Annotated in this window: 5 protein-coding genes; 2 read left to right on the top strand and 3 right to left on the bottom strand. The window is 69.9% G+C overall.

What is annotated here, in order from left to right; all coding sequences use genetic code 11:
• Positions 1 to 164: 164 nt before the first annotated feature.
• The 3 genes from ABFX54_RS08590 to ABFX54_RS08580 all read right to left on the bottom strand — a co-directional run bounded on the left by ABFX54_RS08590 (position 165) and on the right by ABFX54_RS08580 (position 10588).
• Complete coding sequence (locus ABFX54_RS08590; protein ID WP_346102962.1) at positions 165 to 1046, bottom strand: TIGR03854 family LLM class F420-dependent oxidoreductase; 882 nt, start codon at positions 1044 to 1046, stop codon at positions 165 to 167.
• A 73-nt stretch (positions 1047 to 1119) separates the two neighbouring features.
• Positions 1120 to 1431 (bottom strand): hypothetical protein, encoded by a 312-nt coding sequence (locus ABFX54_RS08585; RefSeq protein WP_346102960.1) that lies wholly within the window; start codon positions 1429 to 1431, stop codon positions 1120 to 1122.
• Between the two features lie 91 nt (positions 1432 to 1522).
• The gene (locus ABFX54_RS08580) at positions 1523 to 10588 is read right to left on the bottom strand and encodes a SpvB/TcaC N-terminal domain-containing protein (RefSeq protein WP_346102959.1); all 9066 of its coding nucleotides are present in this window, start codon (positions 10586 to 10588) and stop codon (positions 1523 to 1525) included.
• 698 nt (positions 10589 to 11286) lie between these two features.
• Here ABFX54_RS08580 and ABFX54_RS08575 point away from each other — a divergent pair.
• On the top strand, positions 11287 to 12180 hold the full coding sequence (locus ABFX54_RS08575) for a multicopper oxidase domain-containing protein (protein WP_346102957.1): 894 nt from the start codon (positions 11287 to 11289) through the stop codon (positions 12178 to 12180).
• A gap of 136 nt (positions 12181 to 12316) precedes the next feature.
• Positions 12317 to 16303, top strand: coding sequence for a ThuA domain-containing protein (locus tag ABFX54_RS08570; protein ID WP_346102955.1), 3987 nt, complete (start codon positions 12317 to 12319; stop codon positions 16301 to 16303).
• The last annotated feature ends 78 nt before the right edge of the window (positions 16304 to 16381 follow it).

The raw sequence follows: 16381 nt of genomic DNA, 5'->3' as shown, positions 1-16381 counted from the left end.
CGACAGCACGGCTGGCAGACGTTCTGGTTCGAGCGGGGCGCCAAGCGTCGAATGCAGCGATTCGAGGACGAGAGCATCGCCCGCGCATCCTTCTTCGACCAGGTCACGCGACGAGCGTTCTGAGCTGGGCCATGAACGGCCGGGTCTGGCCGCCGCGGCGGTGCTCAGCTCTGCAGTGGCATGAGGTGGCCGGCGAACTCGTCGAGCCAGCGCTCGGCCGAGGGCACGGGCGCGGCGGGCCGTACGACGAACTTGGTGATCCCGGCCTCGACGAAGCGCTCGATCAGGTCGCGCGCGGCGGCCCAGCCGACTGGGACGATCTCGGCGGGGTCGGCGCCGGGGTTGCGCCTGGCGATGGCGTCGATCGCGCTGGCGGGGATCTCGGTCGCGGCCACCGCGAGGCTGGTGCCGTAGTGGTCGGCCTCGATCTCGCGGCCCGCCTCGACCGCGTGCGCCGCGATCGCCGTACGGCCGGCGGCGGCCTGGTCAGGGGTGAGGAAGCTGGCCAGCCAGCCGTCGGCGAGCCGCCCGGCCCGGCGCAGGGCGCGCTCCCCGCTGCCACCGACCCAGATGTCGAGCGGCTTGGCCGGCAGCGGGCCGACCCCGGCGTTCTCCACCGTGAAGAACTCGCCGTGGAAGGTCACCCGCTCCTGCCGCAGGAGCAGCCTGAGCAGTTCGAGCGACTCGTCGAACACCGCACCGCGCGGCCCGGGAACGGGGAACGCCTCCCGCTCGGCGGGCCTGGCCGGGGTCAGCCCGAACGCCGGCAGCACCCGCTTGGGGGCGAGCGCGGCCAGCGACGCGAGCTGCTTGGCCACCCGCACCGGGTGACGGCCCGGCAGAATCGCCACCCCCGTGCCGACCTTCAACCTGCGGGTGGCGGCCAGAGCGTAGGCCATGCCGACCATGGGCTCGACGGCCGGCCCGTGGACGATCTCCGACAGCCACAGGGAGTCGATCCCGAGCGCCTCGGCCCGCTCGGCGAGCCCGGCGAGGTGGACGGGGGTGTCTCCAGGGGGCGGCGCTATCCCGATACGTACCTTCATCCGCCCATTATCGGTTGCCCCGGGGTTCACTGCTTGTGTGAGGCGGCCGGTGCGCCGGATGAGGACCCCCAGGTCAGCGGGTGGGCAGTGTCCATGTGCCGCCGTCGCAGGCGGGTGGGCCGAAGGTGAAACGGCGTCCGCCGGCCGTGTCGGCCACGAGCACGTCCTCGGCTCCCATGCGGAGGCAACCGCCTGACACGACCGGGATCCGGGCCGACTCTCCGGCGGGAACCTGCCGGCCGTGGCTCACGTCGCCGAGCCATTTCACCGTCACGGTTTCGCCGGTGCGGTTCTGGAGCTCCACCCATCGGCTGACGGGTGGCTGGCAGGCGGGGAGGACGAGGATCGACACCGCGACTGCCGCCGACCTGGTGATCTTTTTCACGGTCCTCCAGGAGAGGGTGTTGCAATTTGTACAGCCCCGGCAGGGCCGTCGTGGGGCCTGCCGGGGCTGCGGGTTCGGTGGGTTCGGTGGGTTACTGGTTGCGGGCCAGGAAGTCCCGGGCGGCTCGCAGGTAGTCGGTCAGCTTGACGTGGTCGTCGCTCACCGCGGCCCGGTCGGCGAGGATGGGCTTGTAGTAGTTCTCGACCAGTTTCTCCAGGCCGTGTCTCTCGTTCAGGTCGTCCGTCCGGTAGAGCACCACCTGGCGCAGGTCGGGGAAGGCACGTCCGTGCTTGCCGAGCCGGTCGCGCAGGTCGGTGGCCATGCCGGTTCTGACCACCTGTCCGTTCGGGGCCACCAGGGCGTAGACGCCGCCCTTGGCGTTGGGGTCGCCGACGGTGCGCCACTCTCCTGGGGGGATTCTGTCGGGCAGGTTGAGGCAGTTGACGTTGTGGACGAGGACAGGGGTGGCGTCCGCCAGCACGTAGTAGGTGTGCAGGCCGTCGACGGTCAGGTTGTGCACGCGCCGCGGCGCGCTCCACTCGCTGACCGCGTCCACCTCGACGTAGTCGCCGGCCGAGGTGCGCAGCCACATGCCGGGCTGGAGCAGGTCGGCGTCGACCCAGCGGCCCAGGCTGGAGGCCCAGAAGGGGTGACCATCGGTCGCGGTGACATCGGCGGTCTTGTCGCCCTGGTCGCCGTCCACGTCGACGGTGACCTTCACCAGGCTCTTCTCGCCGTCGCCGGTGATGACGCCGGTGACGAGCCTGGGTTCGGTACGCCCGGTCTCCGGGTCGGTGGCCAGGACGCTGTCGCCGACGACGACCTCTTCGATCGGCTTGGCGGTGCCGTCGGCCATCAGCACCCGGGTGCCGGGGACGAAGCTGTTGAGGGTGCAGCCGCCGGGGGTGTCGGTTCTGCGGAATCTCTGGGCGACGTCGCCCGCCCGGTCGGACACCCAGTCGGCGGCTCGCCGGCCGACGCCGGTGTTGCCGACGAACTCGGCGGCGCGTTCGACCACCCTGAGCTTGCCGAGTGCGGCCTCCGCGCCCGCTTCCGCCACCGCCAGGCCGGCTTCCGCGGCGCCCTCCTGCCAGGTCTTGCGGCCCTCGGCGACGTCGCTGACCGTACTGGCCACCGCTCTGGCGCCCTGGTAGGCGCTGTACGCGGTCATGCCCCACATGACGCCCTTGCCGACCAGGATGGCCGCGGGGACGAGGAAGACCAGGTTGCCGTCGGGGTCGGAGTTCTGGACCGGGTTGTTGTAGCCGTAGCCGTACAGGTTGAGGTTGCCCGGGTTGTAGACCCCGTCGTTGCCCTCGCCGTCGAGGTAGTCGTCGATGATCGGATCAGGGGACTTCCACAGGCCCATGCGGGGGTCGTAGTAGCGCGACCCGTGGTAGTAGTAGCCGGTTTCGGGATCGAGCTCCTTGCCGGTGAACTGGTACGGGTTGAACTGGCCCGGGCTCTCCTCGACCCAGGTCTCGCCGCCGGGGAAGTAGTTGAGGTGCTCGGCGAGGCGGCCGTTGCCGTCGGTGCCGAAGGTGGTGGAGCCGATCTGGTCGCCGTGGTAGAAGAACTGGTCCTTCTCGAAGACGGACGGCGGTTTGGTGGTCTTCGTGGCGATCCGGGTGGTGCCGACGAAGACGTGCTTGAACTCGGTCTGGTTGCGGGCGGTGTAGTTCTGGTTCGGGTACAGCGTGATCTGTGAGCTGTCCTTGACCACCCGCCGGCCCTGGTCGTCGTAGGTGAAGCGGACGGTGGGCGGCTTGCGGTGGTCGTCGCAGGCCGACGGGTCCTGCGGCTGGGTGTCGTTCTTGGTCGTGTCGTGCACGCAGGCCAGCCGGTTGTCCTCGTCCCAGATGAGCTGGCGGCGGGGCCGGCCGTGCTGGTCGGACTCCTGGTTGACGAGGTTGCCGTTGGCGTCGTACTTCATCTCGTCCGGGCCGACCTCGGTCGGCGCGTGCGGGCGGGAGCCGAAGCTGTAGACGTGGGAGTAGGTGGTGTTCTGCTGCACCTGCTCGCTGCCGTTGCTGGCGACGATGGCGTGCCGCTGCTGCTTGCCGACGATGTTGTGCACGGTGTCGTACGTCAGCCGGAACGCGTAGGTGTCGGTGCGGTGGATGTCCGGCGTGTACTGGCCGGTGGCCTGGGTCAGCCGGTAGAGGTTGTCGTAGACGTAGGTCTGGGTGGACGGTCCGCCGAGCTTGGGCGTGGTGGAGCCGTCGGGGATGTCGGTGTCGTTCTGCAGCCGGGTGATGTTGCCGACGTCGTCGTAGCTGTAGCGGTAGCGCTGGAACTCGTACCCGCTGGGCAGGGTCGAGCTGAGCAGCGCGAGGCTGCGGTCGGCGGCGTCGTAGCTGAACGTGGTCGTGGTGCCGTTGCCCATCGTGATCTTGCTGCGTTGCTCGAACTTGTCGTACAGCAGGTCACGCAGGTACGGGTAGGTGTGCGCGCCCTTGACGCCGGTGGCCGAGATCACCTGGCCGCCGGAGTCGTACCCGTAGGTCAGCACCTCCCCGTCGGGATAGGTGAGCTGGAGCACCCGGCCGAAGCTGTCGTACCGGTAGCCCGTGGTGAAGGTCTTGTCGTGGTGGCCGGAGCCGGGCAGGACCTTGGTCTCGGAGACGATCTCGCCGAGCGGCCCGTACTGGCGGGTGGTCACGCCGCCGGCGTCCTCGATCTTGGTCAGCCTGCCCGCGCCGTTGTGGGCGGCACCGGGGGCGCCGTAGGTGTAGCGGACGTCGTTGTCGTGGAAGATCGGGTAGTCGATCTTCACCAGCCGGTTGAAGTCGTACTCGTAGGTGATCTTCTTGTCCCGGTCGTCCAGCTTCGCGGTGACCTTGCTGATCACGTTGCCGGCCAGGTCGTAGCCGGTGCTGGTACGCCCTGAGTCCGGGCTGGTCACGGTCGTGCGCCGGCCGAAGTCGTCGTAGGCCGAGGTGGTGTGGTTGTTCTGGTCGTCGGTGACCTTGGTGAGCTGGCTCAGCGGGTCGTAGACGTAGCTGGTCCACAGCGGCGGGCCGCCGTTGACCGGGTTCGGCTCCCGCACCGAGGTCAGCTGTTTCCGCACGTCGGTGTAGGTGACCTTGGTGTTGCCCTCGGCGTCGGTCACCGCGGTGGAGAACTGCCGGGTGCCGGAGCGGTCGTCGCCGAAGCCGTAGGCCGTGGAGCTGCCGGTGCCGTCGGGCAGCACGGTGCGCACCGTCCGGTCCAGCACGTCGAACTCGTTCGTGGTCGGGTACACCCGGTCGAAGGTGGTGTTGAGCCTGGTGTTGGCCGCGCCCTTGGCCTCGTTGACCGGGTAGTACTGCTCGGCCGCGCGGCCGAACTCGTCGTAGACGGCCCGGCCTGAGACGGTCATGCCGTCGGTGCCGTTGATCCGGGCGTCCTTCTTGGTCTGCACGACCCGGTTCAGGCCGTCGGTGAAGGTGACGGTGTCGATGGTGTCGGGTTTGACCGTTCCGTCCGCTGCCCTGTCCAGGTGGCGGGTGACCGCGTACGGGACGGTCGCCTCAGGGTGGTACTCGACGGCGATGGTCGGCCGGCCGGCCCCGTGGTCGTGCGGCCCGGTCACGGTGGCGACGCGGCCGGCGTCGTCATAGGTGTGGACCGTCCGCTGGTCGTTGATGTCGACCGTGGTCTCGGGCCGGCCGAACTTCAGGTTGTAGCCGGCGGTGGAGGTGTAGCCGTGGCTGTCCTGGATGGAGGTGACGTAGGTGCCGGTCACCTCGTCGTAGGCGTAGGTCAGCTTGAAGCGCTGCCCCTTGTGGTTGGCCGGCCCGGTCAGGGTGGCCAGCGTGCCGCCGGGGTTGTACGTCGCGTCGGTGACCGCGATCTTGTCGTCGCCCAGCTTGGCCCGGTGCCGGGTCATGTTGCCGGTGGCGCAGTCGATGTCGGCGTCGGTGCGCCGCATGACCTTGCCGCCGCCGCGCACCTCGGACCTGTCGGCCGCGTCGAGGATGTGGGTGGCGGCGCAGTCCGCGAAGCCGACCGTGGTGACCACGTCGTCGGCGCCGCCGCTCTCGCCGTGGTCGGTCGTCTTGACGATGTTGCCGTGCTTGTCGTAGACCAGCTCGACCCGGGTCTGCTTGCCCGGCTGGGCCTGGCCCTCGTACCAGCGCTCGTCGGTCCTGACCAGCATCGGGAAGATCGCCGCGGTGGTGCTGGCGGGGTCGCCGGCCGCGCCGGTGGCGACGTCGCGCAGCTCGTACGTCCGCACTTCCTCGGTGAACGGCTTGCCCGCGCCGTCCGCGGTGAGCGTACGCGTGCCCAGGCCGCGGGTGTAGTGGCTGCTGGTGTCGTACGAGGCGGTGATGGTCCGGTACACGGCCCCGTCGCGGTCCCGGCCCTGGGTCGTCACCGTGGCGTAGCCGCGGAACTCCCGCTCCAGCCGGTCGTACACGCCGCCCGCGTAACCGATGGTGGCGTGCTGGACGTCCTCGCCGTCCCCGGCCAGGCCGTCGTGGGTCTTGACCGAGCTGAGCACGAAGCGGGAGCTGGGCAGGTCGTAGGTGTTGCCGTCCCGCGCGTAGTCCAGATCGATCGTCGCGCCCAGCGGGCGTTTGACCGTCCTGAGCAGGTTGGTGCGGCCGGTCTGGTTGGCCGCCACCGTCAGCTGGTCGTCTGCGCCGGAGGAGAGGTGGTCGGCGAAGCCGTCGCCGTTGATGTCCCGCAATTGCTGCGCGGCACGCGAAGCGCCGGTCGAGGTGTCGGCGCCGGGGTTGATGATGATGAACCCGCCGATGCCGAACGCGATCGGGATCGAGATGGTGAAGTACGCCCCCGCGCCCAGCCTGGCGTTGACGTCGCCGCTCACCCCGGACAGGCTGCCGCCGAAGGGGACAGAGGCGGCGAACCCGCTGCCGGTGTTGATCGCCACCCGGATCGGGGAGCCGGCGAACACCCGGTCGGCCAGGCCGTCGCCGTTGACGTCCGCGAGCGTGGCCGAGGTGGTGCTGTCGCCCTGGTTCAGCGACGCGCCCCCGGCGAAGCCGTAGAAGTCGGTGTTGAAGCCGATGTTCACGCCGGCGTTGTCGCTGCTGCCGTCGTTCAGCGGCCCGCCCGGCCACGGCTCAGGCGCGGCGAACCGGTAGCCGAGGTTGAGCGCCGCGCGCCCGTCCTCGAACACCCGGTCGGGCAGCCCGTCGCCGTTGATGTCCAGCAGGTCGCTCTCGGCGTCTGAGGTGCCCGTCCCCAGGCTGCCGCCGATGCCGAGGGGCGGCATGTCGTTGCCGGACGACGAGGTGTTGGCCGTCGCCGTCCCGCTCGGCGCGGCGTCGCCGCGGCCGGTGGTGATGGTCCTGGCCGCGCTGCCCGCGCTGGCGTTGCCCGAGCGGTTGTCCGAGGAACGCACCGTGCCGCCCGGCGTGTCACCGCGCGTGCGGCCGAGCACTCCTGACGGGTCGGTGTACTGGATGCCGCCCGCGCCGACCACGTCGGGGAAGCCGTCGCCGTTCATGTCGAAGTAGTCCAGCTCGCCGCTGGAGGTGCCGGTGGCCACGCTGCCGCCGACACTGCCGACCCCGCCGCCGACGCTGCCGGTCACCGAGATCTGCTGGGAGCGGGACATGCGCGGCACCGCGCGTACGCCGGACACGTCGGCGGCCGTGGGCAGCCCGATCGACTGCCCGCCCAGCCGGGAACTGGTCACCGTGGCGCCGGAGACCGTCAGGTCCGCTCCCGAGGCCCAGCCGTCGCGGTCCGGCTCGGCCACGAACAGGATCGCGTTCGGCGGGGTGACGCGCGGGTCCTGCTCGAACTCAGGCCGGTCGCGGTCCACGTCCACGTCCTGGGGCAGCTCTGACTGCAGGTCCTCCATGCTGTCCAGGTCGCTCTGCCTGATCGGCCGGGTGGCGCGGTCGCCGTTGCCGTTGTAGCCGACATAGGCCCAGCCGCGGTACGGCCGCCCGTACACGCCCTCGGGCGCCGGGCTGTGCACGGTCGCGGCCTCCTCGACGCCGCCGACCAGCACGGAAGCCCCGCTCAGCAGCCCCGCGGGCGCGGTGAACTCGAAGAACAGCCTGTCGTCCGCCGTGGTCTCGACCTGCAGCGGAACCGGCTCGGCGCCCAGGGTGACGCTCTGCTTGGCCAGCAGCGCGCCCTGCTTCTTGACCGAGAAGATCACCTGGCCGGTGGCGCCGTCGGCGGCGACCGGCTGCGGCGTGACGGTGAGCGTCCCGCCGGGCGCCGTGTACGGCTGCGGCGGGGCGGTGGCGCTGGAGACGGTGTAGGTGTCGATGTCGTACGGCGCGGCGAACTCCTGCCCGAACTCGTCCGGCACGGGCGAGGTCTCGGTGTAGGCCGCCGTGGGCGTCCACTTCAGCGCGGTCACATCGATCGGCGTGTCCGTCTTGATCCGCCACGTCAGCGCCTGGCCCTTGGTGACCGGCACCGTCGCGGTCACCGGCACCTCGCCGGCGAAGGCGGCCGGGACCTGCTGCTGGAAGACCGGCGTACCGGCGCGGGTGATCAGGATCGTGAGGTCGTCGGTGGTGGCGGCGCTCTTGGTCAGCGCCCCGCCCAGCGTCAGGGTGCCGTCCCTGGGGACCGTCACGGTGGCGGCGCGCCCGGCGAGCGTGAAGTCGTCGGCCGCGGTGTAGGAGGTCAGCGGCAGGCCGTTGGCGTCGGACGTCTCAGGCAGGCCGGTGTAGGTGATCGCCGGGTTCCAGGTGACCCGGTCGGCGGCGCCGTCGTGCACCGAGCCGACCCGGAAGTACAGGTGCTGGCCCTTGCTCACCTGGACGGCGTCCACCCCCTGCGGGGTGTGCTCGTCACGGTCGCCGGCCTCGATCCTGGCCGACCACAGCTCGTCGTTCTCGTGCTGCACGGCCACCCGCACCCCGTCGGGATCGGCGAACGCCGGCAGCTCACCTTCGGGCGCGTTGAGCTTGACCGTGCCGGTCACCGCGACCGTGCCGTCGAACGGCGCGGTCCACCGGCGCAGGGTGTCGACCAGCGGGAACGACTGTTCACGCCGCTCCCGGTCTTCGGAGTAGTCGGGCAGCAGGCCGTCGGCGTCGGCCTCGCTGCCGCCGATCGGCACCGGCGTGTCGGCCGCCGCCCCGAACACCGGCACCCCGTCGGCGCCGATCCGGCCGAACAGCACGCTCTCCCCGTTGACCAGGTCGGTGATGCCGTCGGCGTTGACGTCGCTGAAGTAGCGGTTCGTGGTGCTGATCGTGTCGACGTAGTCGAGCTGCACCGCGCCGCCGCCCGGGTAGGCCTCGACGCCGACCGTACGGGAACTGGAGTCCTGGTCGAACAGGCCCGGCAGGTTGCGCAGCGGCGTGGTCTGCTCGGCGAAGCGGGGCTCGCCGCCGGGGCGCGACAGGTTCTTGCGGAAGACGTGACCGCCGCCGGCCGCGAAGACCTTGTCCGGCAGGCTGTCGCCGTCCACGTCCATCAGCGCCAGCAGGCCCTTGTCGGAGCTGCGGCTGAAGCCGGCCTTCACCCCGACCGAGTTCGACTTGCTCGGCAGCGGGCCCCAGCCGGTGTAGAGGTGGCCGCCCGCGCCGGTGGAGGTGTTGCCGTTCAGCGCGCCGGCCTCGCCCGCGCCGGGGCGGATCCCGTTGACCAGGCCGTTGGACAGGCCGTCGTCGGGTGAGGTCCATTCCACCCGCTGGAACGCGGTGTAGGCGCCGGAGGCGTCGCGGATGTCGTCGAAATAGCCCAGCTCATGGGTGTTGAACAGCTTTCCGGCGGCGTCGTACTGCTGGATCTTGGACAGCAGCGACTTGCCGAACGCGCCCTGGGCGTAGCCGAAGTCGTAGCGGCGGACCAGGTCGTCGCCCAGCCGCACCTCGACCCGGCGCAGCAGATCCGCCGTCACCTGCTTGAACCCGCCCAGCGCGCTGATCGACACGTCCGGCCGGCGCGGCTCGCCGAGCTCCCTGTCGCGCAGGAACGTCACCGAGTACGGGCCGTCGGCGTCGCCGAGCCCGGTGTAGGTGATCTTCTTCGGGTAGAGCGCGCGTCCTTCGACCGTGCCGCCGGCCACCCCGGCGTCCTCGACGGTCGTGTACTGGTAGCGCATGGTGTTGCCGTTGGGGTCACGCACCTCGCGCAGCGCCCAGGAGAAGATGTTGCCCGAGTCGTCGGCCAGCACCGCCCCTTCGCCGCCGTACAGCCAGCGGGAGCCGGACCTGTCGGTGACCTCCCAGCTGTAGTTCCCGGGCGAGTCGCCCTTGCGCAGGATGTGCGAGAACCGGCCCTCGGTCCGCTGGTGGAACACCTTGTCGGCGGTACGCGGCCGCGCCGCTCCCCGGTGCGCCACCGGGGTCAGCTGATCTCCGGCGAACGTGTACGTCTCGGTCTCGTCCTCGGCGCTGTAACGGGGCACGCCCCAGCGCGTGTCGATCGAGATCGACGGCATCGCCAGGTCCCAGCCCACGCCCATCCAGCCGTTGCCCGCCCCCGACGCGTACTCCACCGACAGCTGCGGCTGCATCTTCTCCCGGCCCGCGGGCACCTCGATCGGGTACGACAGCCGGGCCTCGCCCTGGTTGTCGGCCGTCGGCGCGGCGATCTGGTTCACTCCGGCCGACGGGTCGCCGGCCTCGATGCCCTTGATCTTCGTCGGGTCGAAGGAGACCTGCTCAGGGCCTTCGGGGGCGTTCACCGTGGCGTTGACCATGTCGGTGAAGTGGTCGGTCTTGGAGACGATCAGTCGCTGCTCGGTGTCGATCGCCACCCGCACGAGGGGCCGCCAGCAGGTGCCCTGCTCGTCGAAGAAGAAGGTCCGCACGTCCTGCGGAGTGAGCCCGGCCGCCGTCAGCTTCGCCTCGTCGTACGGCAGGCTGATCGTGATGTCCTGCTCGAACTCGAACGGCGTCGGCGTGAACCGGTAGCCGGCCCGCGGCGCCTCGGTGACGTTGTCCATCCCGGCACCGAGCACCGGCAGTTCCTCCGGGGTGAGCGGCGTGATGCCGATCTCGGCCGGCTCGTCCAGCGCCGCGCTGCCGATGTCCAGCCGGGCCTCGTCATGGGTGATCGTCTTGGCGCTCTCGCCGTCGGCGACGGTCGTGAAGGGCTTCCCCACGGCCGCCTGAGGGCCGGCGGAGGGGATCGAGGGCTGCTTCTGGAGACCTTGCGCCGGAGCCGGCGCGCCGGGGATGCATTCAGGGGCGACGGTCTCCGCGGCCGCGGGCTGGGGAGGCATCGACGCCAGCCCGGGTACCAACACGGCTAACCCTGTGATCACGCATAAGGCGCGTGAACGCATACTGATCACAATCACCACTCCAAGCTCGGGACATTGGGCTGGGGGAGAGGGGAGAGGAACGAGGGAATGCAGGTGCTGTGCATAAAGGCGGCATAAGGTGATCGGTGCCGCGCCCCATCGATAACACCCATGCTCACTCGCTGTCCAGCCACCAGTTTCGTCACGCTCCGTCACGTAGTGCGATCGGGAGGCCCGTCATCTGCTGGATCGCCGACGCGACTCGCGTCACACCGCACAAATTGGCCACACCTGGCCAAATCCCCGTGTGCGGCTGCGCTTCGGGACCGTGACAATCCGTACACGGCGGCTCGGGTGAGCACCAGGGGTGGAGACCCCAGCGCCGGTCGGAACTTTTGACTCTTTTCGATGCTAGTTATTGACATTTCGCCGAAAAAGGCGCGTACTTCGATCGAAGATCGGTCTAACTACCCCCGCAACCTCACCAATCCCGACGCGACCGGTTCAGGCCAAAACCGACGTCGCGCGCGAGCGCGTTCTCCCGAGCACCCGCAAGTCACCCTCACGCAAGCGTCACCGATTGGGGAACCATGACCGAGGTAGGCAGAGGCCTGGCGAAAAGCCTGCTCTCCCGGCGTGCCTTCACCACCTCCGCTGCGGCTGCCGCGCTGGCACCATTGGTCACAGCGAATCCGGCAGCGACGATCCAGACCGGCACGACCGGCGCGACCATGGGCGCGGTCCGCCGCATCACCCTGTATGCCGAGCGGCTGGCGGACGGCCAGCTCGGCTACGGCCTCGAGCCCGGAAAGGCGACGATCCCCGGACCGCTCATCGAGATGATCGAGGGCGACACCCTGGAGATCGAGATGGTCAACAACCTGGACGTGGCGGCGAGCCTGCACGTCCACGGGGTCGACTACGACGTGGCCAGCGACGGTACGCGCCTGAACGACGGCGTGGTCGAGCCCGGCGGCCGGCGCACCTACATCTGGCGCACCCACGCGCAGGGCCGGCGTGGCGGCGGCGCCGGCATCGAGCCCGGCAGCGCGGGCTACTGGCACTACCACGACCACGTGGTGGGCACCCCGCACGGCACGATCGGCATCCGGCAGGGCCTCTACGGCCCGCTGGTGGTCCGCCGGAAGAAGGACGTCAAGCCGGACAAGACGTTCACCGTCGTCTTCAACGACATGATGATCAACAACCGCCCCGCGCACCAGGCGCCGGAGTTCGTGGCCAAGGTGGGCGAGCGGGTGGAGTGGATCGTGATCACTCACGGCGAGTTCTACCACACGTTCCACATCCACGGGCATCGCTGGGCCGACAACCGCACCGGCCTGCTGGAGAGCCTGGAGGACCCGAGCCGGATCATCGACACCAAGATCACCGGGCCGGCCGAGTCGTTCGGCTTCCAGGTGATCGCGGGCGAGCGGGTCGGCCCGGGGGCGTGGATGTACCACTGCCACGTCCAGAGCCACTCCGACATGGGGATGGCCGGCATCTTCAAGGTGACCGACGAGAACGGGAACGTGCCAGGTCAGCCTGGTGGCGGTCACGAGGGCCACTGACGGTCGCACGCGACCGGTCCGGCCATGAGCGCCTCATGCCGTCATGCCCCACGCAGACCTCGAAACCCCGGACCGCGGATGTCCCCGAACGCGTCCGCAGCAGGTCCTGAGCCACTCTCGATCCCGAGGAGCAACGATGGGTCGAACAGACCGTTTACCGTTCCGATCACGCTTCTGGCGGCGCGTTCTGACAACGCTGTCGGTCGCCGTCCTGGTGCTCGGGCTGGCGCCCCCGGCTGTCGTGCCGGCCCTGGCCCAGGCCCCCGCCCCGGCCGCCAAGAAGGCCGCCGTCCGCGTGCTGGTCTTCAGCGGCCAGGCCGCGCAGCAGGACGACCCGGTACGGGCGGCCGCGACGGCGATCAGGGAACTGAGCAAGAAGAACGGGTTCACCGTCGAGGAGGCCCAGGACCCGGCGGTCTTCACCGCCGACAACCTGGCCCGCTTCCGCGGCGTGGTGTTCCTGTCCGCCAAGGGCGTGACCCTGGACGAGGCGCAGCTCACGGCCTTCCAGGCGTTCATCAGGGGCGGTGGCGGGTTCGTCGGCATCCGTGACGCCGCCCGCGCGCAGGTGGACTCGGCCTGGTTCACCGAGCTGATCGGCACCCGTCCCGTCGGCGCCCTCCCCATCGCGGAGAAGGTGACGGAGAGCGCGGCGAGCGCGGAGAACCCGCCGAACGAGACCAAGGACAAGCTGTTCGACGGGGACAACGACACCAAGTGGCTGGCCAGGACGCCGACCGCGTGGGTGCAGGGCAAGCTGGACAAGGCCGTCGCGGTGGCGCACTACGCGCTGACGTCGGCCAACGACTTCACTGGTCGGGACCCCAGGGACTGGACCCTCCAGGGCTCGCAGAACGGGACGACCTGGACGGATCTCGACAGGCGTACCGGGCAGACCTTCCCCCAGCGGTTCCAGACCAAGGAGTACGAGTTCGAGAACACCACGGCGTACCAGTACTACCGGCTCGACATCACCGCGAACAGCGGTGAGCCGCTGACCCAGCTCGCCGAGCTGCGGCTGTTCGGGCCCGACTCCGCGCCTCCCCCCGAGCCGAAGCCGCAGAAGGCCGTCGTGGACATCCTCGACCGTCAGCACCCGGCGAACGAGGGGCTGCCGCTCACCCTGTCGCGGACCGACAAGTGGCTGAGCTGGAACCCGAACCCGGTGGGCAAGGTCCACACGATCGCGCAGGTCGAGGAGTGGACCTACAACCCGAAGATGGACGGCAACGGCGCGTTCCATCCGGTCTCCTGGTGCCGTGACTACGACGGCGGCCGCTCCTTCTACACCGGCATGGGCGGCACCGCGGCCAGCTACACCGGCGACCCGCAGTTCCGTTCGCACCTCGCCGGCGCCATCCGGTGGGCGACCGGCATCGTCAGGGGCGACTGCCAGGCGACCATCGCGTCCAACTACGCCGTGGAACGGCTGACCACGACGAACGCGCAGGGCCAGATGGATCAGATCGGCGAGCCGCACGGCCTGACCGTCGCGCCGAACGGCAAGGTCTTCTACATCGGCAAGGCGGCCTGCGCCACCGGCCCGATCCCCGACTGGAACGACCCGAAGGTGGGCCTCGGCTGCGGCACCATCCACCAGTGGGACCCGCGGACCAAGCAGGTCAAGCTGCTGACCACGCTGCCCGTCATGGGCAACCGCGGCAGCGGCGACGAGCTGGTCAAGAACGAGGAGGGCCTGGTCGGCATCACCCTCGACCCGGACTTCGCGGAGAACGGCTGGATCTACGTGTACTGGATGCCGCACGCGTCGATCGACAAGAACCGGCGCATCGGCAAGCGTACGGTCTCCCGGTTCGACTACGACTCGCGGACCCAGACGATCGACCTGAGCAGCCGCAAGGACCTGCTGCAGTGGGACACCCAGATCCACAGCTGCTGCCACGCGGGCGGAGGCATGACCTTCGACGAGTCCGGCAACCTCTACATCGGCTCCGGTGACAGCAACTCCTCCGGCGGATCCAGCGGCTACTCCGGCAACAACTGGACCCAGGACTACAAGGGCACCTCGTTCCAGGACGCCCGCCGTACCGCCGGGAACACCAACGACCTCAACGGCAAGATCCTGCGCATCCACCCGGAGCCCGACGGGACCTACACGATCCCCGAGGGCAACCTGTTCACCGGCAAGGAGGAGGGCGGCGGCAAGACCCGCCCGGAGATCTGGGTGATGGGCGTGCGCAACATCGCCCGGCTGCAGTGGGACAAGAAGAACGACTGGATCACGGCCGGCTGGGTCGGTCCCGACGCCTTCGGCCCGAGCGAGACGTGGGGACCGGCGAAGTACGAGACCGTGACGGTGCTCACCTCGGCCGGAAACCAGGGCTGGCCGTACTGCATGGGCGACCAGCAGCCGTACCGCGACCGCAGCAACACCGACGCCACCCAGCCCGCCGGCTGGTACGACTGCGACAACCTGAAGAACACCTCGCCGCGCAACACCGGCCTGGTCGACATCCCGCCGGCGCGCAAGAACATGATCTGGTACTCGCCGCAGGGCGGCGGCCCGGTCTACCCGAAGCGGTCCGACGACAGCGGTCTCCCGACGTACAAGCAGGGCGAGGAGACCTTCACCATGCCCTACCTCAAGGGCGGCAACCAGGCGGTCATGTCGGGCCCGACCTACCACCGTTCCCAGGCCGACACGGAGAGCGGTGTCGCCTGGCCGGAGTACTGGGACAACAAGTGGCTCATCGGTGACGAGGGCAACAGCAACAACCGCATCGCCGTGACCGTGAACCCGGAGACCGCCAGGGAGGCGGGCCGGCCGGCGTTCGCCGAGGACCTGCGCAACATCATCCCCGGCGGCGTCGGCGCCAACCAGATCCAGTCGTGGATGGACGCCAAGTTCGGCCCCGACGGCGCGCTCTACCTGCTCGACTACGGCAACGGCTTCTTCAGCCTGCACGCCAACCAGAAGCTGGTCCGCGTCACCTACAAGGGCGGCCCGGCAACGCCGGACCCGGCCGCGGCCGTGGCGCGTCCCGCCCAGCAGAACGCCGACCCGAGGACGATGGCGTTCTCCAGCGCCCAGGCCGGCGGCGTGGCGTGGGAGTGGAACTTCGGCGACGGCAGCGAGGTGTCGACGGATCCCGCCCCGACCCACACCTACCCCGGTTTCGGCACCTACCAGGCGACGCTGAAGGTCACCTACGCCGACGGCGAGCAGGCGACCGGGAAGATCGTCGTCACGGTCGGCTGCGGCGCGCCCGACGCCCGGCCGACGGTGCAGTTCCTCGACACCCTCACCGGCGTACGCAACAAGGTCGCCGCCGGCGGCTGCACGATCAACGACCTGATCGACGACGAGCGCGCCTGGAAGAACCACAACCAGTTCGTCAAGCACGTGCGGACCGTCACGGACCAGCTCCTGGCGGACGGCGTCATCACCGCCCAGGAGGCGGAGGCCCTGCGCACCGCCGCCCGCCAGTCGGAGGTCGGGAACGTGAGCGGGTACGAGTCCATCTTCGACGGCACGGCGTCGTCGCTGCTGGGCTGGAGCCAGGCGCCGTCCGGGCGGTTCGACCTCCGGCCGGACGGCACGATCCGCAGCTCGGGTGGTCTGGGCATGTTGTGGTACTCCGACAAGGCGTACGCCGACTTCTCGGTCCGCCTGCAGTTCCGCGACAGCTCGCCCGACCCGACCCGCGCCAACAGCGGCGTCCTCGTCCGGTTCCCGGACCCGAGGACCCCGCTGGAGCAGCGTCCCGCCGGAAGTTGCGGCACGGTCGGCTCGGCGCGCACGTCGGCCGCGTGGGTCGCGATCTACTGCGGCCACGAGATCCAGATCTACGACGGCGACACGGGCGAGCCGCAGAAGACGGGCTCCATCTACAACTTCTCACCCAACGGCCTGGGCCGGGCCGGGGCGACCCCGAAGGGCCAGTGGAACGACTACGAGGTCCGGGTGGTCGGCCAGCACTACACGATCATCCGCAACGGCACGGTGATCAACGAGTTCGACAACACGCCGGGCAAGGAGTCGTCTCGCGCCGGTGACCCGCCCACGGACCTGCGCCAGTTCATCAGCGGGTTCGTCGGGCTGCAGAACCACGGCAACAGCGACGTGATCGACTTCCGCAACATCCGCGTGCGCGAACTCTAGGCCGGGTGCCGGGCGGGGGAGCGATCCCCGCGCCCGGCACCCCACCCAGCTCGGAAAGGTGCATCGACACATGCATGC

The sequence above is a fragment of the Nonomuraea maheshkhaliensis genome, from assembly GCF_039529435.1.
In the GTDB taxonomy this organism is placed as follows: Bacteria; Actinomycetota; Actinomycetes; order Streptosporangiales; family Streptosporangiaceae; genus Nonomuraea; species Nonomuraea maheshkhaliensis.
This window is presented reverse-complemented; position numbering and strand designations above follow the sequence as displayed.